Origin of the sequence: Klebsiella planticola, from assembly GCF_000783935.2 — a bacterium.
In the GTDB taxonomy this organism is placed as follows: Bacteria; Pseudomonadota; Gammaproteobacteria; order Enterobacterales; family Enterobacteriaceae; genus Klebsiella; species Klebsiella planticola.
In genome coordinates, this window is record NZ_CP026047.1 from 547,398 (window position 1) to 571,265 (window position 23,868).

At 56.6% G+C, this 23,868-nt stretch carries 23 protein-coding genes and 5 tRNA genes; 8 read left to right on the forward strand and 20 right to left on the reverse strand.

Translation table 11 applies throughout. The features are described 5' to 3' along the window. Positions 1-40: 40 nt before the first annotated feature. The 6 genes from MC50_RS02550 (at position 41) to leuA (ending at position 6,395) form a co-directional block, all read left to right on the forward strand. Positions 41-769: an AzlC family ABC transporter permease gene (locus tag MC50_RS02550; protein ID WP_047663402.1), complete on the forward strand. Its 729-nt coding sequence runs from the start codon at positions 41-43 to the stop codon at positions 767-769. Further along, the gene (ygaH, locus tag MC50_RS02555) at positions 759-1,100 is read left to right on the forward strand and encodes an L-valine transporter subunit YgaH (protein ID WP_032691021.1); all 342 of its coding nucleotides are present in this window, start codon (positions 759-761) and stop codon (positions 1,098-1,100) included. The genes MC50_RS02550 and ygaH overlap by 11 nt, the downstream gene beginning before the upstream one ends. A gap of 84 nt (positions 1,101-1,184) precedes the next feature. Further along, positions 1,185-1,715, forward strand: coding sequence for a transcriptional repressor MprA (mprA, locus tag MC50_RS02560; RefSeq protein ID WP_004866799.1), 531 nt, complete (start codon positions 1,185-1,187; stop codon positions 1,713-1,715). 130 nt (positions 1,716-1,845) lie between these two features. Further along, positions 1,846-3,018, forward strand: coding sequence for a multidrug efflux MFS transporter periplasmic adaptor subunit EmrA (emrA, locus tag MC50_RS02565; RefSeq protein WP_032691020.1), 1,173 nt, complete (start codon positions 1,846-1,848; stop codon positions 3,016-3,018). A gap of 15 nt (positions 3,019-3,033) precedes the next feature. Continuing rightward, positions 3,034-4,572, forward strand: coding sequence for a multidrug efflux MFS transporter permease subunit EmrB (emrB, locus tag MC50_RS02570; RefSeq protein ID WP_032691019.1), 1,539 nt, complete (start codon positions 3,034-3,036; stop codon positions 4,570-4,572). 146 nt (positions 4,573-4,718) lie between these two features. Next, positions 4,719-6,395, forward strand: a complete 1,677-nt coding sequence (gene leuA / locus MC50_RS02575; RefSeq protein ID WP_032691018.1) for a 2-isopropylmalate synthase — start codon at positions 4,719-4,721, stop codon at positions 6,393-6,395. Here leuA and MC50_RS02580 read toward each other — a convergent pair. The 20 genes from MC50_RS02580 to mltB all read right to left on the reverse strand — a co-directional run bounded on the left by MC50_RS02580 (position 6,374) and on the right by mltB (position 22,026). Continuing rightward, complete coding sequence (locus MC50_RS02580; RefSeq protein ID WP_032691017.1) at positions 6,374-7,141, reverse strand: AraC family transcriptional regulator; 768 nt, start codon at positions 7,139-7,141, stop codon at positions 6,374-6,376. The genes leuA and MC50_RS02580 overlap by 22 nt on opposite strands. Before the next feature lie 51 nt (positions 7,142-7,192). Beyond that, a complete protein-coding gene (gene luxS / locus MC50_RS02585) occupies positions 7,193-7,708 on the reverse strand; it encodes an S-ribosylhomocysteine lyase (protein ID WP_004866815.1) in 516 nt (171 codons plus the stop codon). A 163-nt stretch (positions 7,709-7,871) separates the two neighbouring features. Continuing rightward, on the reverse strand, positions 7,872-9,428 hold the full coding sequence (gene gshA / locus MC50_RS02590; protein ID WP_032691083.1) for a glutamate--cysteine ligase: 1,557 nt from the start codon (positions 9,426-9,428) through the stop codon (positions 7,872-7,874). Between the two features lie 183 nt (positions 9,429-9,611). Next, positions 9,612-10,040 carry a YqaA family protein gene (locus tag MC50_RS02595; RefSeq protein WP_004866820.1) on the reverse strand — a complete coding sequence of 143 codons (429 nt, stop codon included), beginning with the start codon at positions 10,038-10,040 and terminating at the stop codon, positions 9,612-9,614. Continuing rightward, positions 10,037-10,603: a fructose-1-phosphate/6-phosphogluconate phosphatase gene (gene yqaB / locus MC50_RS02600; protein ID WP_032691016.1), complete on the reverse strand. Its 567-nt coding sequence runs from the start codon at positions 10,601-10,603 to the stop codon at positions 10,037-10,039. Before yqaB ends, MC50_RS02595 begins: the two co-directional genes overlap by 4 nt. A 121-nt stretch (positions 10,604-10,724) precedes the next feature. Further along, entirely contained in the window at positions 10,725-11,039 is a 315-nt protein-coding gene (locus MC50_RS02605) for a BON domain-containing protein (protein WP_004866826.1), read from the reverse strand. Positions 11,040-11,389: 350 nt separating this feature from the next. Beyond that, positions 11,390-11,466 (reverse strand) — tRNA-Arg (locus MC50_RS02610). A 225-nt stretch (positions 11,467-11,691) separates the two neighbouring features. Then, positions 11,692-11,768 (reverse strand) — tRNA-Arg (locus tag MC50_RS02615). A gap of 94 nt (positions 11,769-11,862) precedes the next feature. Then, positions 11,863-11,939, reverse strand: a tRNA-Arg gene (locus MC50_RS02620). A gap of 198 nt (positions 11,940-12,137) precedes the next feature. Continuing rightward, positions 12,138-12,214: transfer RNA gene (locus MC50_RS02625), tRNA-Arg, on the reverse strand. 4 nt (positions 12,215-12,218) lie between these two features. After that, positions 12,219-12,311 (reverse strand) — tRNA-Ser (locus MC50_RS02630). A gap of 325 nt (positions 12,312-12,636) precedes the next feature. Next, positions 12,637-12,822 carry a carbon storage regulator CsrA gene (gene csrA / locus MC50_RS02635; protein ID WP_000906486.1) on the reverse strand — a complete coding sequence of 62 codons (186 nt, stop codon included), beginning with the start codon at positions 12,820-12,822 and terminating at the stop codon, positions 12,637-12,639. A 238-nt stretch (positions 12,823-13,060) separates the two neighbouring features. Next, positions 13,061-15,688: an alanine--tRNA ligase gene (alaS, locus tag MC50_RS02640; protein WP_032691014.1), complete on the reverse strand. Its 2,628-nt coding sequence runs from the start codon at positions 15,686-15,688 to the stop codon at positions 13,061-13,063. 254 nt (positions 15,689-15,942) lie between these two features. Next, positions 15,943-16,443, reverse strand: a complete 501-nt coding sequence (gene recX / locus MC50_RS02645; RefSeq protein WP_032691082.1) for a recombination regulator RecX — start codon at positions 16,441-16,443, stop codon at positions 15,943-15,945. A 68-nt stretch (positions 16,444-16,511) separates the two neighbouring features. After that, complete coding sequence (gene recA, locus MC50_RS02650) at positions 16,512-17,576, reverse strand: recombinase RecA (RefSeq protein WP_032691013.1); 1,065 nt, start codon at positions 17,574-17,576, stop codon at positions 16,512-16,514. 80 nt (positions 17,577-17,656) lie between these two features. Further along, positions 17,657-18,154 (reverse strand): nicotinamide-nucleotide amidase, encoded by a 498-nt coding sequence (gene pncC, locus MC50_RS02655; RefSeq protein WP_032691012.1) that lies wholly within the window; start codon positions 18,152-18,154, stop codon positions 17,657-17,659. Between the two features lie 138 nt (positions 18,155-18,292). Continuing rightward, a complete protein-coding gene (locus MC50_RS02660; protein WP_032691011.1) occupies positions 18,293-19,171 on the reverse strand; it encodes a metal ABC transporter substrate-binding protein in 879 nt (292 codons plus the stop codon). Positions 19,172-19,180: 9 nt separating this feature from the next. Further along, the gene (locus tag MC50_RS02665; protein ID WP_032696784.1) at positions 19,181-20,044 is read right to left on the reverse strand and encodes a metal ABC transporter permease; all 864 of its coding nucleotides are present in this window, start codon (positions 20,042-20,044) and stop codon (positions 19,181-19,183) included. Beyond that, positions 20,041-20,751 carry a metal ABC transporter ATP-binding protein gene (locus tag MC50_RS02670; RefSeq protein WP_163922884.1) on the reverse strand — a complete coding sequence of 237 codons (711 nt, stop codon included), beginning with the start codon at positions 20,749-20,751 and terminating at the stop codon, positions 20,041-20,043. The genes MC50_RS02665 and MC50_RS02670 overlap by 4 nt, the downstream gene beginning before the upstream one ends. Before the next feature lie 201 nt (positions 20,752-20,952). Next, positions 20,953-22,026, reverse strand: a complete 1,074-nt coding sequence (gene mltB / locus MC50_RS02675) for a lytic murein transglycosylase B (RefSeq protein ID WP_190306317.1) — start codon at positions 22,024-22,026, stop codon at positions 20,953-20,955. A 298-nt stretch (positions 22,027-22,324) separates the two neighbouring features. Here mltB and srlA point away from each other — a divergent pair, with 298 nt between their 5' ends. Then, positions 22,325-22,888, forward strand: coding sequence for a PTS glucitol/sorbitol transporter subunit IIC (srlA, locus tag MC50_RS02680; RefSeq protein ID WP_032691008.1), 564 nt, complete (start codon positions 22,325-22,327; stop codon positions 22,886-22,888). Then, positions 22,885-23,862, forward strand: coding sequence for a PTS glucitol/sorbitol transporter subunit IIB (gene srlE, locus MC50_RS02685; protein WP_032698956.1), 978 nt, complete (start codon positions 22,885-22,887; stop codon positions 23,860-23,862). The genes srlA and srlE overlap by 4 nt, the downstream gene beginning before the upstream one ends. Positions 23,863-23,868: the final 6 nt, after the last annotated feature.

Consider the following 23,868-nt stretch of genomic DNA (forward strand, 5'->3'; position numbering starts at 1 on the left):
TCATGTGATATTCACGTGAATTATCAATAAATAACGCGCTATGGAAAAACCTGCCCCTGCCAGTGAGGCCACGCTGTCTGAAGGGATTAAAGACAGTCTGCCGATTGTGATTAGCTACCTTCCCGTAGCCTTCGCCTTTGGCCTGAACGCCACCCGACTCGGCTTCACGCCGCTGGAAGGCCTGTTCTTTTCCTGCATCATCTACGCCGGCGCCAGCCAGTTCGTCATCACCACGATGCTCGCCGCAGGCAGCTCGCTGTGGGTGGCGGCCCTCACCGTGATGGCGATGGATGTGCGTCACGTTCTGTACGGCCCTTCGCTCCGTAGCCGCATTCATCGCGCGCTGGATAAACGAAAAACCGCGCTCTGGGCTTTTGGTCTGACCGACGAAGTTTTCGCGGCGGCCACCGCCAGGCTGGTTCGCGACAACCGCCGCTGGAGCGAAAACTGGATGCTCGGCATCGCCTTCACCTCCTGGATATCATGGGTGTTCGGCACGCTGATCGGCGCCTACTCCGGTAGCGGCCTGCTGGTCGGTTTTCCGGCGGTGGAGGCCGCGCTGAGCTTTATGCTACCCGCGCTGTTTATGAGCTTCTTACTGGCCTCGTTCCAGCGTAAACAGTCTCTTAGCGTGACGGCCGCCCTGGCGGGTGCGCTGGGCGGCATTATTCTGTTCTCTATTCCAGCGGCCATCCTCGCCGGGATTGTCTGCGGCTGTCTGGCCGCGCTGATTCAGGCCAGCATTCAGGGGATGCCCGATGAACAATAACGTGCTGATTATCGGGATAGTGGTCGGCTGCGTGAACTATCTGTTTCGCTATCTGCCGCTGCGCCTGCGCGCAGGAAACGCGCGCCCGAGGCGTCGCGGTCCGCTCAGCGTGCTGCTCGATACCATCGGCATCGCTTCTATCTGCGCCCTGCTGATCGTCTCCAGCGTGCCGGAAATCCTCAGCGATTCCAGACGGCTGCTGCCTACGTTGGTTGGATTCACGGCGCTGGGACTGGCGTTCTGGAAGACGCGCAGCATTATTATGCCCACGCTGCTGAGCGCGTTGGCCTATGGAATAGCATGGAAAATCACCACTTTTTTATACTTTTAAAGTATCAATTTTAGTCAATAATTGATTTGATTTATTTGTCACAATAGTTATTATATCGGCTGTAATTAATGAGGTCATACCCAAATGGATAGTTCGTTTACTCCCATTGAGCAAATGCTCAAGTTCCGCGCCAGCCGTCACGAAGATTTCCCTTTCCAGGAGATTCTGCTCACCCGCCTCTGTATGCACATGCAAGGTAAGCTACTGGAAAACCGCAATAAGATGCTGAAAGCGCAGGGGATTAACGAGACATTGTTTATGGCGCTGATCACCCTGGAGTCTCAGGAAAACCACAGCATTCAGCCCTCCGAGCTGAGCTGCGCGCTGGGATCGTCACGCACCAACGCAACCCGTATTGCCGATGAACTGGAAAAACGCGGCTGGATTGAGCGTCGCGAAAGCGATAACGATCGTCGCTGCCTGCATCTGCAACTCACCGACAAAGGTCATCAGTTTTTACGCGAAGTTTTACCGCCGCAGCACAACTGCCTGCATCAGCTCTGGTCTTCCCTGAGTACCAGCGAGAAAGACCAACTCGAGCACATCACCCGCAAACTGCTTAGCCGCCTTGACCAGATGGAAGAGGATGGCGTACTGGCGGAGTCGCTGCGCTAAGCGCGGGAACTGCTCAAAACTTTTTCTGGATTGACAAGGAAAAACAGACAGGCCAGCAGATCATCTGCTGGCCTGTCTGATAAACAGGTCGGCTCAGCCGATGTGAAATAATAAGATCGTGGAGAATAACATGAGCGCAAATGCGGAGAGCCAAACCCCGCAGCAACCGGACAGCAAGAAGGGCAAACGCAAAGGCGCCCTTCTGCTACTGACATTGCTCTTTATTATTATTGCCGTGGCATACGGAATTTATTGGTTTTTGGTACTGCGTCATTATGAAGAAACCGATGACGCTTACGTGGCAGGGAACCAGGTGCAAATCATGGCGCAGGTGTCCGGCAGCGTGACGAAAGTCTGGGCCGACAACACCGATTTCGTGCAGCAAGGCGATCCGCTGGTCACTCTTGACCAGACCGATGCCCAGCAGGCATTTGAAAAAGCGAAAACCCAACTGGCCGCCAGCGTTCGCCAGACGCGTCAGCAGATGATCAACAGCAAACAGCTGCAGGCGAATATCGACGTCAAGAAAACCGCGCTCTCTCAGGCACAGACCGACCTCAACCGTCGTATCCCGCTGGGCGCCGCCAACCTGATTGGCCGCGAAGAGCTGCAGCACGCTCGTGATACCGTCGCCAGCGCCCAGGCCGAGCTGGATGTCGCCATTCAGCAATTCAACGCCAACCAGGCTATCGTGCTGAATACCCGCCTGGAGCAACAGCCGGCGGTTCTGCAGGCGGCGACGGATGTCCGTAACGCCTGGCTTGCGCTGCAGCGTACGCAAATCGTCAGCCCGATTAGCGGCTACGTTTCCCGTCGTGCCGTGCAGCCCGGCGCCCAGATTAGCCCGACCACGCCGCTGATGGCGGTGGTGCCGGCCACCAATCTGTGGATCGACGCCAACTTTAAAGAGACCCAGCTGGCGCATATGCGCATCGGCCAGGAAGCGACCGTCATCAGTGATATTTACGGTGATGATGTGAAGTACACCGGCAAAGTCGTCGGGCTGGATATGGGGACCGGCAGCGCGTTCTCACTGCTGCCGGCACAAAATGCCACCGGTAACTGGATCAAAGTGGTCCAGCGTCTGCCGGTACGTATTGAGCTCGATGCCAAACAGCTGGCTGAACATCCGCTGCGTATTGGGCTTTCAACGCTGGTTGAGGTGAACACCACCAACCGCGACGGCGAAATGCTGGCTAACCAGACGCGCAAATCTCCGGTTTATGAAAGCAATGCCCGTGAAATCGCCCTTGAGCCGGTGAACAAACTGATCGACGGTATCATCCAGGCTAACGCGGGATAATTCGGAGTGAGCGTAATGCAACAGCAAAAACCGCTGGAAGGCGCGCAGCTGGTCATCATGACCATTGCGCTGTCGCTTGCGACCTTCATGCAGGTGCTGGACTCCACTATCGCCAACGTGGCCATTCCGACCATTGCCGGGAACCTTGGCTCATCGTTGAGCCAGGGGACCTGGGTTATCACCTCCTTCGGGGTGGCGAATGCCATCTCAATTCCGATCACCGGCTGGCTGGCAAAACGCGTCGGGGAAGTGAAGCTGTTCCTGTGGTCGACGGTGGCGTTCGCCATCGCCTCCTGGGCCTGCGGGATGTCCAACAGCCTGACGATGCTGATTTTCTTCCGCGTGATTCAGGGGATCGTCGCCGGTCCGCTGATCCCGCTGTCGCAAAGTCTGCTGCTCAGCAACTATCCGCCGGCCAAACGCTCTATCGCGCTGGCGCTGTGGTCGATGACGGTGATCGTCGCGCCGATTTGTGGCCCTATTCTCGGCGGCTATATCAGCGACAACTACCACTGGGGCTGGATCTTCTTCATCAACGTGCCGATCGGCATTGCGGTCGTGGTGATGACGCTGCAAACCCTGCGCAGCCGCGAAACCCGTACCGAACAACGGCGGATTGACGGCGTTGGCCTGGCGCTGTTGGTGATCGGTATCGGCAGCCTGCAGGTGATGCTTGACCGCGGTAAAGAGCTGGACTGGTTCGCCTCCAACGAGATTATCGTGCTGACAATCGTGGCGGTGATCGCCATCAGTTTCCTGATCGTCTGGGAGCTGACCGACGACAACCCCATCGTCGACCTCTCGCTCTTTAAGTCGCGAAACTTCACCATTGGCTGCCTGTGTATCAGCCTCGCCTATATGCTCTACTTCGGCGCTATCGTGCTGCTGCCGCAGCTGCTGCAGGAGGTCTACGGCTATACCGCCACCTGGGCCGGTCTGGCTTCCGCGCCGGTGGGGGTTATTCCGGTGATCCTGTCGCCGATTATCGGTCGCTTTGCCCATAAGCTCGATATGCGCCGGCTGGTGACCTTCAGCTTCATCATGTACGCAGTGTGCTTCTACTGGCGCGCCTGGACCTTCGAGCCTGGCATGGACTTCGGCGCCTCGGCGTGGCCGCAGTTTATCCAGGGCTTTGCGGTGGCCTGCTTCTTTATGCCGCTGACCACCATCACCCTGTCCGGCCTGCCGCCGGAACGGCTGGCGGCGGCATCAAGCCTGTCGAACTTCACCCGTACGCTGGCAGGGTCAATAGGCACCTCGATTACCACCACCATGTGGACTAACCGCGAGGCGCTGCACCATGCGCAGCTCACCGAGTCGGTGACGCCCTATAATCCCAACGCCCAGCAGATGTATGACCAGCTGCAGGGATTAGGGATGACTCAACAGCAGGCGTCCGGCTGGATAGCGCAGCAGATAACTAACCAGGGGCTGATTATCTCCGCCAACGAAATTTTCTGGTTCTCGGCGGCGATATTTATCCTTCTGCTGGGGCTGGTGTGGTTTGCCAGACCGCCGTTTAGCGCCGGGGGCGGCGGCGGCGGCGCGCACTAAGGTTTGACCTGAAGGGATCTGCGGATCCCTTTTTTATTGCCGGTTCTACGCCAACCTTGTCCAGTTCTCGCTAGTTTCTGTCCAGTTTGCTAAAGCAGCCCGCTCTGCGCTTCGGCAGGATAAAGATCCGACACAAGGAGAGAACTATGCTGACAAATCCCGGTGAAAAATATCGCCCCTGGCCGCCCATTTCCCTGCCCGACCGCCGCTGGCCGGACAACCCGATAACCCACGCACCGCGCTGGCTCTCTACCGACCTGCGCGACGGCAATCAGGCGCTAGCCGAACCGATGGACAGCGCACGTAAGCTGCAGTTTTGGGAGCTGCTGCTGGAGTGCGGATTTAAAGAGATTGAAGTCGCCTTCCCCTCGGCATCGCAGACCGACTTCAACTTCGTCCGTCAGCTGATTGAGGAACGGCGCATTCCAGAAGATGTCACCATCCAGGTGCTGACCCAGGCGCGAGAAGATCTTATCCTGCGGACCTTTGAATCGCTGCGCGGCGCCCATTGCGCCACCGTCCATCTGTACAACGCCACCGCTCCGCTGTTCCGCAAGCTGGTTTTCGGGATGGATAAATCACAGGTCATTGAGCTGGCCACCCGCGCCACTCGCTTGATTCGCCAGCAGTGCGAAGAGCAGCCGCAGACCCGCTGGCAGTATGAATACTCCCCGGAAACCTTCTGCTTTACCGAACCGGAATTTGCCCTGGCTATCTGCGAGGCGGTAGCGGATATCTGGCAGCCCTGCGCACAACGACCGATGATTATCAACCTGCCCGCCACCGTCGAGGTCAGTACCCCGAACGTTTACGCTGACCAGATTGAGTTTTTCTGCCGCCATTTCTCCCGCCGGGCCGATGTCTGCATCAGCGTTCATCCGCATAATGACCGGGGGACCGGCGTTGCCAGCGCGGAGCTGGCGGTGATGGCCGGCGCCGACCGCGTAGAAGGCTGTCTGTTCGGTAACGGCGAGCGTACCGGCAACGTCTGTCTGGTCACCCTGGCCATGAATCTCTACAGCCAGGGGATTACGCCGCGGCTCAGCTTCCCGGAGATGAAACGGGTAGTCGAAGTGGTGGAGAATTGCAATCAGCTGCCGGTTCACCCGCGCCATCCGTGGGCCGGCAGCCTCGCCTACACCGCCTTTTCCGGTTCTCATCAGGATGCCATTAAGAAGGGATTCGATGCCCGTCAGCCCGGCGATCGCTGGGAGATGCCCTACCTGCCCGTCGACCCGCAGGACATCGGCTGTAGCTATGAAGCGGTTATCCGCGTCAACAGCCAGTCCGGTAAGAGCGGCAGCGCCTGGTTAATCGAACAGAATCACGGACTGAAGCTGCCCCGCGCGCTGCAGCAAGATTTCAGCCTGCACGTTCAGCGAGAGACCGATACACATGGCAAAGAGATGACGCAGAATGCCCTCTGGCAGCTGTTCCGTTCCCGTTACGGGCTGGTTGCGCAACCGCCGCTGGCGCTGCTGGAGTATAAAACCGACAGCCGACAGGACGGCCAGCTTGCGTTGCAGGGGACGCTACGGGTCAACGGTGAGACGCGTCGTCTTCAGGCTCACGGTAATGGCCTGCTCTCCGCGGCCGCCAGCGGCCTCAGCGCGCTGCTGAAGCAAGCGTTCGTCATTAAGGACTATCACGAGCATACGCTCGGTGAACGCAGCGACAGCCGCTCAGTGGCCTATATTCGCTGTATTTTCCCCAATGGCGACAGCCGCTGGGGCGTTGGAATCGATAATGATGTGGCGCGCGCCTCATTGCAGGCGCTGTGTCATGCGGTCGGCGCAGATGCTCAAGCCGGCGGACGGAAGTAATCGCTGGGGGCGACGCCCATCACCCGACGAAACATCGCGCTGAAAGCGCTATGGCTGCCATAGCCCAAATCCAGCGCCACCCGCAGCACCGATTGTCCCTGCGCCAGGCGAACCAGCGCTTCCATCAGCTTCGCCCGGCGCACCCATTCACTCCAGGTGAGCGTGGTCTGCTGCTGGAAATGGCGGTTGAGCGTGCGTTCGCTCATATTGCTCTCTTTCGCCGCCTGCTGGCTGCTCCAGACTTCCCCTGGCATTTCCCGCACCTTGTGACATAAACGGCGCAGCGCCTCGCTCCGGGGCTCCAGCAGGCCAAACGGCAGCACCGTCATACCGCGAATCTCATCGAGAATGAGTTCATAAATGCGCTCGTCGCGACTGCCGGGTTCATAGCGCTCCGCCAGAGCCAGCGAGGAGACGATCAGCTCACGCAGCAGCGGCGTGATCTGCACGATCTGGCACGAGGACGGTAGATCGGCCCGGGCGAACGGATCGATAAACAGCGTACGGGCCGCGACCTGCCCGGTGATACGCAGCGCATGGGGCGTACCTGCCGGCAGCCAGACGCCGCGTCCGGGCGGGACGACCCAGTAGCCCACCGGCGTGTCAACCCGCACCACGCCGCTGAGGATATGCAGCAGCTGAGCGCAGTCATGCTGATGCCACGGTTCGCTATCACCGTGAGCGTAATCATGGGCAAACGGCACCAGGGCGCGGTATTGAAACGAGAAGGTTAAGGTCGTCGACATAGCGGCGCAGGAAGAGCGGCCCGGCGGAAATCGCCGGACCGACAAGCAGAACTAAATGTGCAGTTCTTGCAGGGTTTCTTTCGGCAGGGCCAGCTCATCGTTGCTGTTGATGCGCACATCGCGCTCGATGATATGGCGTGCGATCTCCTGAGCTTCTTCCAGCGAGTGCATGGTATAGGTACCGCACTGGTAGACGTTCAGTTCCGGGATCTGCTTCTGATCTTTCACTTTCAGCACATCGGCCATCGCCGCTTTCCAGGCGTCGGCTACGCGCTGCTCATCCGGCGTACCAATCAGGCTCATATAGAAGCCCGTACGGCAGCCCATCGGAGAGATGTCGATAATTTCCACACCATTGCCGTTCAGGTGGTCGCGCATAAAGCCCGCGAACAGGTGCTCAAGAGTATGGATCCCTCTTTCCGGCATCACTTCCTGGTTTGGTACGCAAAAACGCAGATCGAAAACGGTAATTTCATCGCCGTGCGGCGTGTTCATTTTCTTCGCAACGCGCACCGCCGGTGCTTCCATGCGGGTATGGTCGACTGTGAAACTATCTAACAACGGCATTCTTCACCTCCGATAGTGATTTTTTTTAAAATAAAATGAACTCTTCTTACACCCGCGAGTCTGAGTATATGAAAGACGCGCATTTATTATCATCATCATCCCTGAATCAGAGATGAAAGTTTGGCCACATTGATGTGGCCTTTTTCTTTTGTACCGCTTTTTGCTACGCGTGTCTTGCTAACAGGGCTTCAAACGGCTCGCTATCTTCCGCTTCCACCTTCTGCTGGCGCTTCACTGAAGCTTCACGTTCAGCGATAAAATCGTCTTCACGTAAAATTTCCAGCGGCTCTTCCCGCAGCATCGTACGATATTGATCGGCCAGCTCCCTACCGGTGCCGCCAATCCCTTCTTCAAGCATAGAACGCAGAATGCGGGCTGAGAAAGTTAATTCCGGATCGTCGAAGCTGGCAACCAGCTCGTCACACACCTGCTGGTAGGCTTCGCCACCGTGGATGCTATCTAACGTCTGCGCCACGCGACGCAAATCACGGAACAGATCTTTACCCACTTTAGCCAGCGGGAACTGCGCGCTTTCGCAGCCGATACCCAGCGTCAGGCCCGGCTTACGGCCTTCCAGAATCACGCGATTCCAGTTGGTGCGCGTGCACAGCAGCTCATCGCTGCTCATTTCCGGCGCATCGGCCAGCACGCACCAGACCATAAACAGGTCGAGGAAACGGACCTGCTGCTCGTCAACGCCAATCGGCGAGAACGGGTTGATATCCAGCGAGCGGACTTCGATATATTCAATACCGCCGCGCAGCAGCGCATCGGAAGGGGTCTCACCGCTGCGGGTCACACGCTTCGGCCGAATTGGCGCGTAGAGTTCGTTCTCAATCTGCAGAATATTGCTGTTGATTTGCAGATGCTTGCCGTCTTTCTCGAGGCCAATCCGGGCATACTCTTCCGACGGCGTTTTAATCGCCCGCTTCAATCCTGCCACATACTCGTGGAGATCGTTAAACGTAATCCCGAGATTGCTTTGCGACTTATTGGTATAACCCAGATCGCTCAGGCGCAGCGAGGTCGCATAAGGCAGGTAGTACATGCCATTTTCCGCTTTCTCAAACGGCAGCGTCGTCGGTTTGCCCTGCAGGAACGAAGAGCAGATGGCCGGGGAGGCGCCGAACAGGTATGGGATCACCCAGCCAAAGCGGTAATAGTTACGAATTGAACGGAAATAGCCGGCGGAAATCGCCTCTTTGCCGCTCTCCGCATCGTCAACGCCGCACTTCGCCTGCCAGAAAGCCATCGGCAGCGAGAAGTTATAGTGCACGCCGGAGATAGTTTGCATCAGCGCGCCATAGCGGTTCTTCAACCCCTCGCGGTACAGCGTTTTCAGACGGCCAATATTCGAGGTGCCATACTGCGCCAGTTCGATGTCCTGACCAGGAGCAATGTAGCAAGGCATGCTCAGTGGCCACATCCGCTCATCGCCCAGCTGGCGAGCGGTATAGCGATGAACATCGCGCATAATGGTGAGCATATGCTGAATGTCGCCATCAACCGGCGTAATAAACTCCAGCAGCGCTTCAGCAAAGTCGGTAGTAATCCATTTATGGGTCAGCGCCGAGCCAAGGGCCTGAGGGTGACCGGTCGTCGCCAGTGAACCATCGGCATTGACGCGCAGCGTTTCACGCTCAAGACCACGTTGGATACCCTGAAGAGCCTGTGGATTTTTTTCCAGCCAGGCCAGCGCCTGTGATACATCCGGGATCAATTTGACCTCCCGCCTGTCGAAATCGTTTGAATAAGCATAATTGTAATGGTGACCATACAGGTTATCCCAGAAGACGTTACTGTTGCCGGTTCCGCGCACGAAAACCGGAGCGCACTGGCAGTACGTGCGGATTTCGGGCACAAACCGCTAACACGGCCTGCCGGGATAGTCTTAGTTCCACAATTAGTGCCACCACGTCATGCCCTGAAGCGTTACCACCGCAATGACGATATAGCGTAACGCTTTGCCAAGGCATAAGAAAAAAAGTACCGGCCCCCAGGAGATGCGCATCCATCCCGCCAGCAGACACAGTAAATCGCCGATAACCGGCGCCCAGCTTAATAATAATGTGACCGCGCCGTAGCGCTTTAACCAGCCGGTTGCTTTTTCCTGCCAGCGCGATGTTTTGCGCAGCGGAAACAGGCGCCCCAGAATAACGTTAGTTACCCCTCCAAGGCTATTGCCGATTGTTGCTATTAATACCAGGGCCCACGGTTGGCTTGCCCCCGTAAGTAGCATAGCAACCAGCACAACTTCCGAATTGCCGGGAAGTAAGGTGGCGCTCAAAAAACTACTGGCAAACAGCGAGATCAGCGACAGTGCGTCGCTCACAACAAGCGCACGTCCACGGCATCCATCCCCGCACGCTTCGCCGCCTGCAGACCAAAATCAGCATCTTCAAAAACGACGCATGTTTCCGGCGCGACACCCATGCGCTCCGCGCAAAGCAGAAAGGTATCGGGCGCGGGTTTATGATTCTGGACATGATCGGCGGCAATCACCGCCGCAAAGTAATGACGCAGGCCGAGGTGCGCCAACAGCGCCTCAGCTACGGCGCTTTCGCTGCCGGTACCGACCGACATCGGACGGCGCCCGTGCCATGCCTTCACCACCTCTATCAGCGGTAAGGGGCGCACGCTATCCAGCAGCATGGCCTTCACGGCCACGGTTTTTTCCTCCGCCAGGCGGTGGGGATCTAAATCAGCGTGATTCAGTTCGATAATCGCCTGGGCTATACGCCAGGTCGGAGAACCATTGAGCGCGACCATCGCCTGCTCGTCGAAACGCATTCCGTATCGACCCAGAACCTCGTGCCACGCCTTACGATGCGTCGGTTCGGTATCAAGGATGGTGCCATCCATATCAAAGATCAGTCCTGCGTAACGTTCGTACATCGTGTTCTCACAAACCGGGTAAGAAAACGTTACTTTATCGCAAAAGGCGCATGTTGTCGCGGCCAGCGCCTCAGGCAATAAAGGCGCCTTCGGGGCGCCTTTATATGACTCACATCGTGATTTATTTGATTTTTAAATCATTCTCAACCAAACGAACGCCCTGCACTCTGCGGGTGACTTCTACCGCGCGGCTGGCATCCTTCGCTGATGAGACAAAACCACTCAGCTGAACACGTCCTTTAAAGGTCTGTACGCTAATTTCAGAAGACTTAATGTCTTTTTCGTTAAACAGCGCCGTTTTAACCTTCGTGGTGACGACGGTATCATCAATATAGCCACCGGTACTTTCCTTTGTGGGCGATCCCGCACAGCCAGCTAACGATACGGCTACCAGAAGCGTCGCACAAAACGCAGGTATTGCTTTGAACCATTTCATGGATTTCTCTCCTTGCACTCATCTCACCCAAATCAGATCGATACATACGGGTAAATTATAGTGGAAAGAGTCACTTGCCAATAAAAAAAGTTCACTAAGCGGCGTTGAAAGAGATCCGCCGCCGGAATGGTGTAAGCAGCTTTTGCCAGAAAAGGCAGACAAGGAACGGATAAATGGTTTGGGGTTTGGGGTTTTACGAAAAAGGAGGATCTGAAGAAGATGGTGCATCCGGGAGGATGACTCGTTTTACTCGCCCTACGGGCCGTTGCTTACGCAACGTTATCCTCCCTGGTGCTGGCGATAATTTCGCAGACCATGAAGCGACAAAGTTGATGTGAATCTGGAGAAGATGGTGCATCCGGGAGGATTCGAACCTCCGACCGCTCGGTTCGTAGCCGAGTACTCTATCCAGCTGAGCTACGGATGCATCAGGGAGAACTGCTTTACTACATTATCTTCGCTGGTACTGGCGATTATCTCGCAGACCGTGAAACAACAGTTCGACTGTCATTTCGGAGAAGATGGTGCATCCGGGAGGATGACTCACTTCGCTCGCCCTACGGGCCGTTGCTTACGCAACGTTATCCTCCCTGGTACTGGCGATTATCTCGCAGACCGTGAAACAACAGTTCCGCTGTCATTTCGGAGAAGATGGTGCATCCGGGAGGATTCGAACCTCCGACCGCTCGGTTCGTAGCCGAGTACTCTATCCAGCTGAGCTACGGATGCATCAGGGAGAACTGCTTTACTAATTATCTTCGCTGGTACTGACGATTATCTCGCAGACCGTGAAACAACAGTTCGGCTGTCATTTCGGAGAAGATGGTGCATCCGGGAGGATTCGAACCTCCGACCGCTCGGTTCGTAGCCGAGTACTCTATCCAGCTGAGCTACGGATGCATCAGGGAGAACTGCTTTACTACGCGTCAGTGTCACATCTAACACTTGCCACACTGAGTAAGATGGTGCATCCGGGAGGATGACTCGGCTGTCGCCTCGCCCTACGGGCCGTTGCTAATGCAACGTTATCCTTCCTGGTGCTTGCGGTTATTACCGCTACCTCAACCACCCCTTCATCGCTGAAGAAATGGAAAAATATGGTGCATCCGGGAGGATTCGAACCTCCGACCGCTCGGTTCGTAGCCGAGTACTCTATCCAGCTGAGCTACGGATGCAAAATGGCGGTGAGGCGGGGATTCGAACCCCGGATGCAGCTTTTGACCGCATACTCCCTTAGCAGGGGAGCGCCTTCAGCCTCTCGGCCACCTCACCACACGCCTCTTACGAGTGCTTCGAAGAACTTGTTTCTGCTCTTCGTCGCTGCGATGGCGCACATATTACTTTCTGGTACTTATAAGTCAAACAATTTTTCGAGACCTTTTTCCGTTTGCACACTTACCGCGCAATTAGCCTGCAAAAACGGCAAAAAGAGTGTTTTATCAACAGGAATTCAGGGGTTTCGGCCAGCGGCAGGCAAAAGATAAATGTTGCGAACGATGGGCTATAAACAAAAAACAAGGTAGCAGAAGAAGAAAAGTCAGAAAGAAAAACGGGAGCTGGGGGGGTGCGCCTCACGGAATCGCGAGGCGCGAAAACCTTAGTAACTGGACTGCTGGGATTTTTCAGCCTGGATACGCTGGTAGATCTCTTCACGATGCACGGAGACTTCTTTAGGGGCATTAACGCCAATACGTACCTGGTTACCCTTAACCCCTAAAACTGTCACAGTGACCTCATCTCCAATCATGAGGGTCTCACCAACTCGACGAGTCAGAATCAGCATTCTTTGCTCCTTGAAAGATTAAAAGAGTCGGGTCTCTCGTATCCCGGCATTATCCATCATATAACGCCAAAAAGTAAGCGATGACAAACACCTTACGGTGTAAGCAGTCACGGCATCACATTCTGTTAAACCTAAGTTTAGCCGATATACACAACTTCAACCCGACTTTATCGTTATCAGTGCTTCTCTCGCAAGCTACCGTTATCCGAGGATAACGGTAGCTATGCATTTATAGTTATTACAGTTTTGCGCTGACCCAGCCTTTCACACTGGCTAACGCTGCAGGGAGAGCAGACGCATCGGTACCACCGGCCTGAGCCATATCCGGACGACCGCCCCCTTTGCCACCCACCTGCTGGGCGACCATACCAACCAGCTCCCCTGCTTTCACGCGATCTGTCACATCCTTAGACACACCGGCAATCAGAGAAACCTTACCATCCGCCACCGTGGCTAACACAACGACCGTAGAACCCAGTTGGTTTTTCAGGTCATCAACCATGGTACGCAGCATTTTCGGTTCAACGCCGGCCAGCTCGCTGACCAGCAATTTGACGCCGTTAATCTCTTCTGCTTTGCTGGAGAGGTTTGCGCTCTCCTGCGCCGCAGCCTGCTCTTTCAGCTGCTGCAGCTCTTTTTCCAGTAGGCGAGTACGTTCCAGCGCGGCACGCACTTTATCGCCAAGGTTATGGCTGTCACCCTTCAGCAACTGTGCAATATCGCCCAGCAGATCGCTCTGCGCGTGCAGATACGCAATTGCGCCTTCGCCAGTCACCGCCTCAATACGGCGAACGCCGGCAGCGGTACCGGATTCAGAGGTAATACGGAACAGGCCAATATCACCGGTACGTGAGGCGTGAGTACCGCCGCACAGCTCGGTGGAGAAATCGCCCATGCTCAGTACGCGAACGCGATCGTCATATTTCTCGCCGAACAGCGCCATCGCGCCGGACTCTCGTGCCGCATCGATATCCATAATGTTGGTTTCAACCGGCAGGTTGCGACGGATCTGCGCGTTGACCAGATCTTCCACCGCGCGAATCTCTTCCGGCTTCATGGCTTCGAAGTGAGAAAAGTCAAAGCGCAGCGCTTTGTCATTCACCAGCGAGCCCTTCTGCGCCACATGCGTACCCAGAACCTGACGTAATGCCGCATGCATCAGGTGAGTCGCCGAGTGGTTCAGACGAATACGCTGACGGCGAGCCCGATCGACATCAGCCTCCAGCGCATCGCCCACTTTCAGCGCGCCATGGGTCAGTTTACCGATATGACCAATGGCCTGGCCGTATTTCTGCGTATCGTTGACCGCGAAGGAGAAGCCAGCGCCTTTCAGTTCGCCTTTATCGCCCACCTGGCCACCGGATTCTGCGTAGAACGGCGTTTGATCCAGAATGACAACCGCTTCCTGGCCCGCCGTTACGCTATCAACGGCTTTGCCGTCGATGAACAGCGCGGTCACTTTCGCGTTCAGTTCCAGGTGGTCATAGCCTTTAAATTCAGAAGCGCCGTCAACGCGAATCATCGCATTGTAGTCTGCGCCAAAGCCGCTGGACTCGCGCGCACGACGACGCTGCTCTTCCATTGCGGCTTCAAAGCCGGCTTCGTCGACTTTAATATTGCGCTCGCGGCAAACGTCAGCGGTCAGGTCAACCGGGAAACCATAGGTATCGTACAGGCGGAAAGCGGTTTCGCCATCCAGCGTGTCGCCCTTCAGCTTGCTCAGCTCTTCATCCAGCAGCGCCAGACCGCGCTCCAGCGTACGCGCGAACTGCTCTTCTTCGGTTTTCAGCACATGCTCAACCTGAGCCTGCTGCTGCTTCAGCTCTTCACCGGCGGCGCCCATCACCTCAATCAGCGGAGCAACCAGTTTCCAGAAGAAGGTCTCTTTCGCGCCCAGCATGTTGCCATGACGCACGGCACGACGAATGATACGACGCAGCACGTAGCCACGGTTTTCATTCGACGGGATGACGCCATCGGCAATCAGGAATGCGCAGGAACGAATATGGTCAGCGATAACGCGCAGCGATTTGTTCGTCAGGTCGGTTGCGCCGGTGACTTTCGCGACGTTCTCAATCAGAGTGCGGAACAGGTCGATATCATAGTTGGAGTTGACGTGCTGCAGAACGGCAGCAATACGCTCCAGGCCCATACCGGTGTCGACGGATGGCTTCGGCAGCGGCTCCATGGTGCCGTCGGCCTGACGGTTAAACTGCATGAAGACGATGTTCCAGATCTCAATGTAGCGATCGCCATCTTCTTCCGGGCTTCCCGGAGGACCGCCCCAGATGTGGTCGCCATGGTCGAAGAAGATTTCGGTACACGGACCGCACGGACCGGTATCGCCCATCTGCCAGAAGTTGTCAGAAGCGAACGCCGCGCCTTTATTATCGCCAATGCGGATAATACGCTCACGTGGAACGCCGACCTCATTCGCCCAGATATCGAAGGCTTCGTCATCGGTTTCGTAGACGGTAACCCACAGTTTATCTTTCGGCAGCGCGAACCAGTTTTCCCCGGTCAGCAGTTCCCATGCGTATTTGATGGCATCCTGCTTGAAGTAATCGCCGAAGCTGAAGTTACCCAGCATTTCAAAGAAGGTATGGTGACGCGCGGTGTAACCGACGTTTTCCAGATCGTTGTGTTTACCACCCGCACGAACGCAACGCTGCGCGGTCGTCGCGCGAGAATAATGGCGTTTGTCGAGACCCAGGAAAACATCCTTGAACTGGTTCATCCCGGCGTTGGTAAACAGCAGGGTCGGGTCGTTGTGCGGCACCAGGGAGCTGCTCGCAACGACCTGGTGTCCCTTGCTATGGAAAAAATCGAGAAACGCCTGACGGATCTCAGCAGTGCTCTTGCTCATAATTATCCTGAAATCAAGCTATACACTTCACCTTTCACGCTGCCTCTACGCGGGCTGCGCTCGTTCACCTCGGCCACGTACCTCTGTACGATCCAGGTGACTCACTCCCCTGCTGCCTTGACGCAGCGCGAATGATTTTGTGTATAAGGAATAATCGTCGTGGGCGCTGATTGCCTGTTAACAGCCAGCGACCGGACGGAATAAAGTGGGAATAAGATAAGTTTTCTTTACTGGGAAGTAAAATACCCGATGGGTCAATCTGCAAAATTTCGCCAGATTTCCTGAATATCTTCCATCAGGTAGCCACGGTACAGCAAAAACCGCTGGATTTTGACTTTATCAGCAAATGCCGTCGGGAGCGGTTCGCCATATTTGCGCTGCGCCTGCTCTTTCGCCAGCGCGGCCCAGTCAATATCACACTCGCGCATCGCGCTTTCGCTGACGTCGCGGGGAATACCTTTCTGATTGAGCTCCTGGCGGATACGCGCCGGGCCATATCCTTTGCGGCTACGGCTGCCAATAAACTGGCGAACAAAGCGACCGTCGTCCAGGTAACGGTTCTCAATGCACCAGGCGACAACGGTGTCTACCTCTTCCGGCGTGACGTCCAGCGTCTCCGGGCCATTTTTGCCCAGTACCGGAGCAGCGAGTTTACGCCGCAGCTCCTGTTCGCTATGGTCGCGCATCGCCAGGATACGGATTGCGCGGTCCAGCAGGCGGGCATAGCCGGAACGGCGGGATGAAGGTTCAGTCACGGGCACCTCGACAATCAAAAAGCAAAAGGGCTGCATCCGCAGCCCTTCGTTATCTTTTAATGAGATTATCAGAAATCTTCGTGGGTTTCTTCTGCACCCGCGCCGTTACCGTCAACCACGAAGTCCGGTGTGGAGTCCTGGTTACTCAGCAGCAGCTCACGCACTTTTTTCTCAATCTCTTTTGCCGCCGCCGGGTTATCTTTCAGCCACGAGATAGCATTTGCTTTACCCTGGCCGATCTTATCGCCGTTGTAGCTGTACCATGCACCCGCTTTCTCGATCAGCTTCTCTTTCACGCCCAGGTCAACCAGCTCGCCATAGAAGTTGATACCTTCGCCGTAAAGAATCTGGAACTCAGCCTGTTTGAACGGCGCGGCGATTTTGTTTTTCACGACTTTGACGCGAGTTTCGCTGCCGATGACGTTATCGCCATCTTTTACCGCACCGATACGACGGATATCGAGACGCACAGAGGCATAGAATTTCAGCGCGTTACCACCGGTGGTGGTTTCCGGGTTACCGAACATCACGCCAATTTTCATACGAATCTGGTTGATGAAGATCAGCAGCGTATTGGACTGCTTCAGGTTACCGGCCAGCTTACGCATCGCCTGACTCATCATACGCGCCGCGAGGCCCATGTGAGAGTCGCCGATTTCGCCTTCGATTTCCGCTTTCGGCGTCAGCGCCGCCACGGAGTCGACAACGATAACGTCTACGGCGCCAGAACGCGCCAGCGCGTCACAGATTTCCAGCGCCTGTTCGCCGGTGTCCGGCTGAGAGCACAGCAGGTTGTCGATGTCGACGCCCAGCTTACGCGCATAAACAGGATCCAGCGCGTGCTCTGCATCGATAAATGCACAGGTTTTACCTTCACGCTGCGCGGCGGCGATAACCTGCAGGGTCAGTGTCGTTTTACCGGACGATTCAGGCCCGTAGATTTCGACGATACGGCCCATCGGCAAACCGCCGGCGCCCAGGGCGATATCCAGTGAAAGCGAACCGGTGGAGATAGTTTCCACATCCATGGAACGGTCTTCACCCAGGCGCATGATGGAGCCTTTGCCGAACTGTTTTTCAATCTGGCCCAGTGCTGCCGCCAACGCTTTCTGTTTGTTTTCGTCGATAGCCATTTTTACTCCTGTCATGCCGGGTGAAACCGGGTGGTGAATTCTGTTCTGTTGAGGCAATTATACTGTATAGTCATACAGTATCAAGTATTTTGTAGAAATTGTTGCCAGAGGAGATTTAGCGCATAAGCCGTTGCCTGACGACGCACCGCCTCCCGGTCTCCGGCAAAACATTCACGCCGGGTAACGCCCTGCCCGTTCGCGCAGGCCACGCCAAACCACACCGTTCCGACAGGTTTTTCCGCACTGCCACCATCCGGCCCGGCGATGCCGCTTACCGAAATAGCATAGGTGGCACGCGCCGCACGCAGCGCGCCAACGGCCATCTCAACTACCACCGGCTCGCTTACCGCGCCATGGCCGAGGAGCGTGACCTCGCTGACGCCGATCATCTGCGATTTGGCTTCATTGCTGTAGGTCACGAACCCTCGTTCAAACCACGCTGAACTGCCGGCGATGTCGGTGAGCACTTTCGCGACCCAACCGCCGGTACAGGACTCCGCCGTGGTCACCGTCGCACCGCGAGCTTTTAATGCCAGCCCGACCTGCTCACTCAGTTGCTTTAATTCAGAATCTGTCATTATCGCCCCGTTTAAGCCAGATAAAGAGGCCATCAAAGATAGCACTTTCAGCACAGATATGGGGATGAGGTCATGAATTTACGAGGGGGCTTCCGAAAATGAGCGGCCCCGACGACGTCGGGACCGTCAACGCGCGGGTTACTTCATACTGGCGGCGATCAGTTCGACGTTATGGCGTAACATTTTCACGTAGCTATCCGCCACGCCGCCGGGTTTCGAGAGCGCTTCCGGATAGAGCTCTCCCCCCGGCTGCGCGCCAGTAGCGGCCGCAATTTGTTTCACCAGACGCGGATCGAGCTGGTTTTCCATAAACCAGGTATGGACGCCGTCGGCCTTAATTTGTTGAATCAGCGCCGCCACCTGCGCCGCGCTGGCTTCGCTTTCTGACGACAGCCCCTGTGGTGCCAGGAAGGTCACGCCATAGGCGCGGCCAAAGTAGCCAAACGCATCATGGCTGGTGAGCACTTTGCGTTTTGCCAGCGGAATTGCCGTAAACTGTTTTTTTGCCCAACCGTCGATTTCAGTCAGTTGGCCGATATAGCGTTGCCCGGATGTCTCCAGCGCAGCCTTATCTTGCGGATCGGCTTTGATCAGGCCGTTGAGAATATTTTGCGCGTAAAGCGCGCCGTTAGCGGCGCTGTTCCACGCATGAGGATCGGTAACCGTTTTCCCCTCCTCATTGAGCGTGTGCGTTTTTACGCCGGTAGACGCCACCACCAGTTCGCCTTTAAAACCCGAAGCTTTGATTAATCTGTCGACCCAGCCTTCCAGTCCCAGACCATTAACCACCACCACATCGGCTTTGCTCAGCAAGGCGCTATCCTGCGGTGAAGGTTCAAAGGTATGCGGATCGCCGTCCGGTCCCACCAGCGTATCAACATGGACATGTTCGCCCCCCACCTGCTGCACCATATCGCCCAGCACGGAAAAACTACTCACCACGTTGAGCGTTTTCGCCATCGCACCCTGCGTTGCGAGGCCTAGCGCCAGCGCCAGAATGACTGCGGTACGTTTCATCATATTTCCTTACCCCATTAATTTACGCCAGCTGACGACCAGTCGGCTGCGCGTGCCAAAGAACACCGAAATAAAAAAGAGCCCGCTGGCGGTCAACACGATGGACGGCCCGGCCGGTAAATTCGCCGTCCACGACAGGCTTAACCCCATCCAGGCGCAAAAGCCGCCCATCAGCGCCGCCAGCAGCAAGGTACCCGGCAAGGTTCGCGCCCAGCAGCACGCCGCTACCGCCGGCAGCATCATCACGCCAACCGCCATCAGCGTCCCCAGCACCTGGAATCCAGCGACCAGATTGAGCACCAGCAGCGCCAGGAACAGACCGTGCAGCAGGGCCGGGAGCCGCGGATGGTTCACCTGCAGCCAGGCGCTATCAAAGGCTTCGCTAACCAACCCACGATAAAGCAGAGCGATGCAGAGCAGCGTCAAGCTGGCGACCCCGCTGACAAACAGCGCCGCGTCGTTATCCACCGCCAGAATCGAGCCAAACAGCAGATGCAGCAGATCAACGCTGGAGCCGCGAAGCGACACCAGCGTCACTCCCAGCGCCAGCGACCCGAGGTAAAACCCGGCAAAGCTGGCATCCTCTTTCAGCGGCGTGCGTCGGCTGACCCAGCCCGCCACCAGCGCCACGGCAATTCCGGCGATAAAACCGCCGATAGTCATGGCCAGCAGCGACATGCCGCTCACCAGGTAGCCCACCGCCACGCCGGGTAAAATGGCGTGCGACAGCGCATCGCCCATCAGACTCATGCGTCGCAGCAGTAAGAAGACGCCAAGCATGGTCGTGCTCAGAGAGAGCGCGAGGCACACCAGCAGCGCGCGGCGCATAAAGCCGAATTCAATGAAGGGCTGGAAAAAGGTATGCCAGATCATGCCAGCCTCGCAGAGCCGAAAGCGGGCAGCACGTCGTCCGTATTACCCCAGCGGGCGCGCTGCGGTTCCAGCAGCAGCGTTTCCGGGAAGTATTCAGCGACGCGCTGGTTATCATGCAACACCGCCAGTACCGTCTGCCCCTGCTGATGCATCTCAAGGATCAGCCCCATCAGCTCGCGGCTGGTGGCTTCATCAATGCCGGTAAAGGGTTCATCCAGCATAACCAGCGGCGCCTGTTGCACGATGACTCTGGCAAACAGCATTCGCTGGAACTGCCCGCCGGAGAGCGCCTCAATCGGCGTTTTCGCCATCGATGTCAGCCCCACGCGCTCCAGCGCGGCGCCGATACGCCGCCGGAACTCGCTACGGATCCCCCCCAGCAAAGAGACATGCGGCCAGGCGCCCTGACTCACCACGTCCTGTACCGTCAGCGGAAACTGCGATTCGAGGGCATGGCGCTGCGCCAGCCAGCCAATCACCGGACGCGATACCGTCCAGCGCAACCTGCCGCTGACCGGAGGAATAAAGCCGGCCAGCGTTTTCAACAGCGTTGATTTACCGCAGCCGTTCAGGCCGACAATGGCCGTCATACTGCCTGTCGCTATTACGCCGCTGAGGGCCGGCGTAATAGCCAGCTCTTCGTAACCGGCTACCAGATGATCGAGTTCAATCATGGCAGGGTTACCGCCCACCAGGTCGCCAGCCACAGGAGCGCCAGCAGCACACAGGCGATTCCTGCGCGTACCGCTGCGGATGTCATAAAAAGAGAAGTCACAGTCTTACCCAATCAATATGTTATAACGTAACAATATTAGATTGACGGAAAAATGTAAATCAGCGTCAACGGCGGGAAATGCTGCAAAATGTAACGGAACTCCCCTCATGACGAGGGGAGTATCGGGGAAAGGTTACTGTCCGCGGGCCTGAGAAACGGCCAGACCGAGCTGCCAGACGGCCATCGCGTAGTGGGTACTGTGGTTATAGCGGGTAATGGTGTAGAAGTTCGGCAGACCATACCAGTACTGGTAACCGGTACCGATATCCAGACGCAGCAGGCTGGCCTGCTGATGGTTGCCCAGCGGTTGCGTCGGCGTCAAGCCTGCCGCCGTAAGCTGCGAAATGCTGTAGTTGGTTTTGAAGCCATTCTCCAGGCCCGGCGCCTGACCCAGCGCCTGTACCGCAACCTGATCGCCGCTCACCCAGCCGTGCTGTTTGAAATAGTTCGCCACGCTGCCGATCGCGTCCACCGGATCCCACAGGTTAATGTGCCCGTCGCCATTGAAGTCCACCGCATACTGTTTATAAGAAGATGGCATAAACTGACCGTAGCCCATTGCTCCGGCGAAAGAACCTTTCAGGTTTAACGGATCATCTTGCTCGCTGCGCGCCATCAGCAGGAAGGTTTCCAGCTCACCAGAAAAATAGTCGGCGCGACGCGGGTAGCTAAACGACAGCGTCGCCAGGGCGTCGAGAATGCGGGTTTTGCCCATCACGCGACCCCAGCGGGTTTCTACGCCAATAATCCCGACGATAATTTCCGGCGGCACGCCGTACACCTGCCAGGCGCGGTTCAGCGCATCCTGATACTGGTTCCAGAATACGACACCGTTCTGCACGTTATCCGGAGTAATAAACTGTTTTTTGTAACGCAGCCAGGCGCCGTTAGGCCCTGACGGCGGCAGTCCGCTCGGCGCCTGGCGGTCCATCAGGCGCAGGACGTAATCCAGGCGTTTCGCCTGCGAGAGGATCTCATGCAGCTGCTGTCTGTCGAAGCCATGCTTGCTCACCATTTTATCGATGAACTGCTCCGCCGCCGGGTTGTTAGCGAAATCGCCCCCCATCTCCATCACATTATGCTGCGGCTCCAGCAAAAAACCGCCGCCTCCCGCCGTCTGGGGTTCTGCGGTGGTTTTAGGTTTGCTGCTACAGGCAGCGAGGAAAACACACAGGGGAAGTAAAGCCAGATAGCGACGCTTCAACATGGGACATCCGTTTAACAAATTTGGCAAAGGATAATTATGGTAAAGCATGCGGCCGTCAACAAGGAAGCGGCAATGTATTTGCGGACAAAATAGTCCCGACAGCACCGCCCTTTCCGGTTCATTATCCGTCCGTTCATCTCCCCCTGGCCTCGGCTTCCCCCCCTCTGAGCGCGCACAAACTTTCAAAATAAAATATTTACCTTTCATTTTGCGATCAATTTAACACTTTTAAATCTTTCAAAGTGATTAAAATGAGCTGCCAGTTAGCAAGAAAAATAACACTCTGAAGGAGAGAACAATGATTGAAGTCATTACCCACGGCGCCGAATGGTTTATCGGCCTGTTTCAGAAGGGAGGCGAGGTGTTTACCGGTATGGTCACCGGGATCCTGCCCCTGCTGATCAGTCTGCTGGTGATCATGAACGCGCTGATCAACTTTATCGGTCAGCAGCGGATCGAAAAGCTGGCGCAACGCTGCGCCGGCAATCCGATCTCACGCTATCTGCTGCTGCCCTGCATCGGCACCTTTGTGTTCTGTAACCCCATGACCCTGAGCCTCGGGCGCTTTATGCCCGAGAAGTACAAGCCCAGCTACTACGCGGCAGCCTCTTACAGCTGTCACTCTATGAATGGCCTGTTTCCCCATATCAACCCCGGCGAGCTGTTTGTCTATCTCGGGATTGCCAGCGGCCTGACCACGCTTGGCCTGCCGTTAGGTCCGCTGGCAGTGAGCTATCTGCTGGTGGGCCTGGTCACCAACTTCTTCCGCGGTTGGATCACCGATCTGACCACCTCGATTTTTGAGAAAAAAATGGGCATCCAGCTTGAGCAAAAAGTCCATCTTTCCGGAGCAACCTCATGACCCGTATTCGTATTGAAAAAGGCGCCAGCGGCTGGGGCGGCCCTCTTGAGCTGGACGCCGTTGTCGGTAAAAAGATCGTCTACATTACCGCCGGTACCCGCCCGGCAATCGTCGACAAGATCGCCAGTCTGACCGGCTGGCAGGCCGTCGACGGGTTTAAAGAAGGCGAACCGCCGGAAGAGGAGATCGGCGTTGCCATTATCGACTGCGGCGGCACCTTACGCTGCGGCCTTTACCCGAAACGTCGTATCCCGACCGTCAATATCCACGCCACCGGCAAATCCGGCCCGCTGGCGCAATATATCGTCGAAGATATTTACGTCTCCGGGGTGAAAGAAGAGAACATTCGCCTGTTGACCCGCGACGGCACAGCGGCGCCAGAAGCGAAGCCGGGCCAGTCAGCCCCGCGGGATTACGATACCAGCAAAAAAATTACCGAGCAGAGCGATGGCCTGCTGGCGAAGGTCGGCATGGGAATGGGCTCCGTGGTGGCCGTGCTGTTCCAGTCCGGGCGCGACACCATCGACACGGTACTGAAAACCATCCTGCCGTTTATGGCTTTCGTCTCGGCGCTGATCGGCATCATCATGGCCTCCGGCATCGGTGACTGGATTGCCCACGGTCTGGCCCCGCTCGCCAGCCATCCTCTTGGCCTGGTCACGCTGGCCCTGATCTGCTCCTTCCCGCTGCTGTCGCCGTTCCTCGGCCCAGGTGCGGTTATCGCTCAGGTCATTGGCGTGCTGATCGGCGTGCAGATTGGCCTCGGCAATATTCCCCCGCACCTTGCGCTCCCCGCGCTGTTCGCCATTAACGCCCAGGCCGCCTGCGATTTTATTCCGGTTGGCCTGTCGCTTGCCGAAGCCCGTCAGGACACGGTACGCGTCGGCGTTCCTTCGGTGCTGGTGGGACGTTTTCTGACCGGTGCGCCAACGGTGCTGATCGCCTGGTTTGTGTCCGGATTTATTTACCAATAAGAGGTT

Coding starts and splice junctions, on each gene's coding strand:
- MC50_RS02550 (WP_047663402.1), top strand. CDS start 41: ATGGAAAAACCTGCCCCTGCCAGTGAGGCCACGCTGTCTGAAGGGATT.
- ygaH (WP_032691021.1), top strand. CDS start 759: ATGAACAATAACGTGCTGATTATCGGGATAGTGGTCGGCTGCGTGAAC.
- mprA (WP_004866799.1), top strand. CDS start 1,185: ATGGATAGTTCGTTTACTCCCATTGAGCAAATGCTCAAGTTCCGCGCC.
- emrA (WP_032691020.1), top strand. CDS start 1,846: ATGAGCGCAAATGCGGAGAGCCAAACCCCGCAGCAACCGGACAGCAAG.
- emrB (WP_032691019.1), top strand. CDS start 3,034: ATGCAACAGCAAAAACCGCTGGAAGGCGCGCAGCTGGTCATCATGACC.
- leuA (WP_032691018.1), top strand. CDS start 4,719: ATGCTGACAAATCCCGGTGAAAAATATCGCCCCTGGCCGCCCATTTCC.
- MC50_RS02580 (WP_032691017.1), bottom strand. CDS start 7,141: ATGTCGACGACCTTAACCTTCTCGTTTCAATACCGCGCCCTGGTGCCG.
- luxS (WP_004866815.1), bottom strand. CDS start 7,708: ATGCCGTTGTTAGATAGTTTCACAGTCGACCATACCCGCATGGAAGCA.
- yqaB (WP_032691016.1), bottom strand. CDS start 10,603: ATGTACGAACGTTACGCAGGACTGATCTTTGATATGGATGGCACCATC.
- MC50_RS02605 (WP_004866826.1), bottom strand. CDS start 11,039: ATGAAATGGTTCAAAGCAATACCTGCGTTTTGTGCGACGCTTCTGGTA.
- csrA (WP_000906486.1), bottom strand. CDS start 12,822: ATGCTGATTCTGACTCGTCGAGTTGGTGAGACCCTCATGATTGGAGAT.
- alaS (WP_032691014.1), bottom strand. CDS start 15,688: ATGAGCAAGAGCACTGCTGAGATCCGTCAGGCGTTTCTCGATTTTTTC.
- recA (WP_032691013.1), bottom strand. CDS start 17,576: ATGGCTATCGACGAAAACAAACAGAAAGCGTTGGCGGCAGCACTGGGC.
- pncC (WP_032691012.1), bottom strand. CDS start 18,154: ATGACAGATTCTGAATTAAAGCAACTGAGTGAGCAGGTCGGGCTGGCA.
- MC50_RS02660 (WP_032691011.1), bottom strand. CDS start 19,171: ATGAAACGTACCGCAGTCATTCTGGCGCTGGCGCTAGGCCTCGCAACG.
- MC50_RS02665 (WP_032696784.1), bottom strand. CDS start 20,044: ATGATCTGGCATACCTTTTTCCAGCCCTTCATTGAATTCGGCTTTATG.
- mltB (WP_190306317.1), bottom strand. CDS start 22,026: ATGTTGAAGCGTCGCTATCTGGCTTTACTTCCCCTGTGTGTTTTCCTC.
- srlA (WP_032691008.1), top strand. CDS start 22,325: ATGATTGAAGTCATTACCCACGGCGCCGAATGGTTTATCGGCCTGTTT.
- srlE (WP_032698956.1), top strand. CDS start 22,885: ATGACCCGTATTCGTATTGAAAAAGGCGCCAGCGGCTGGGGCGGCCCT.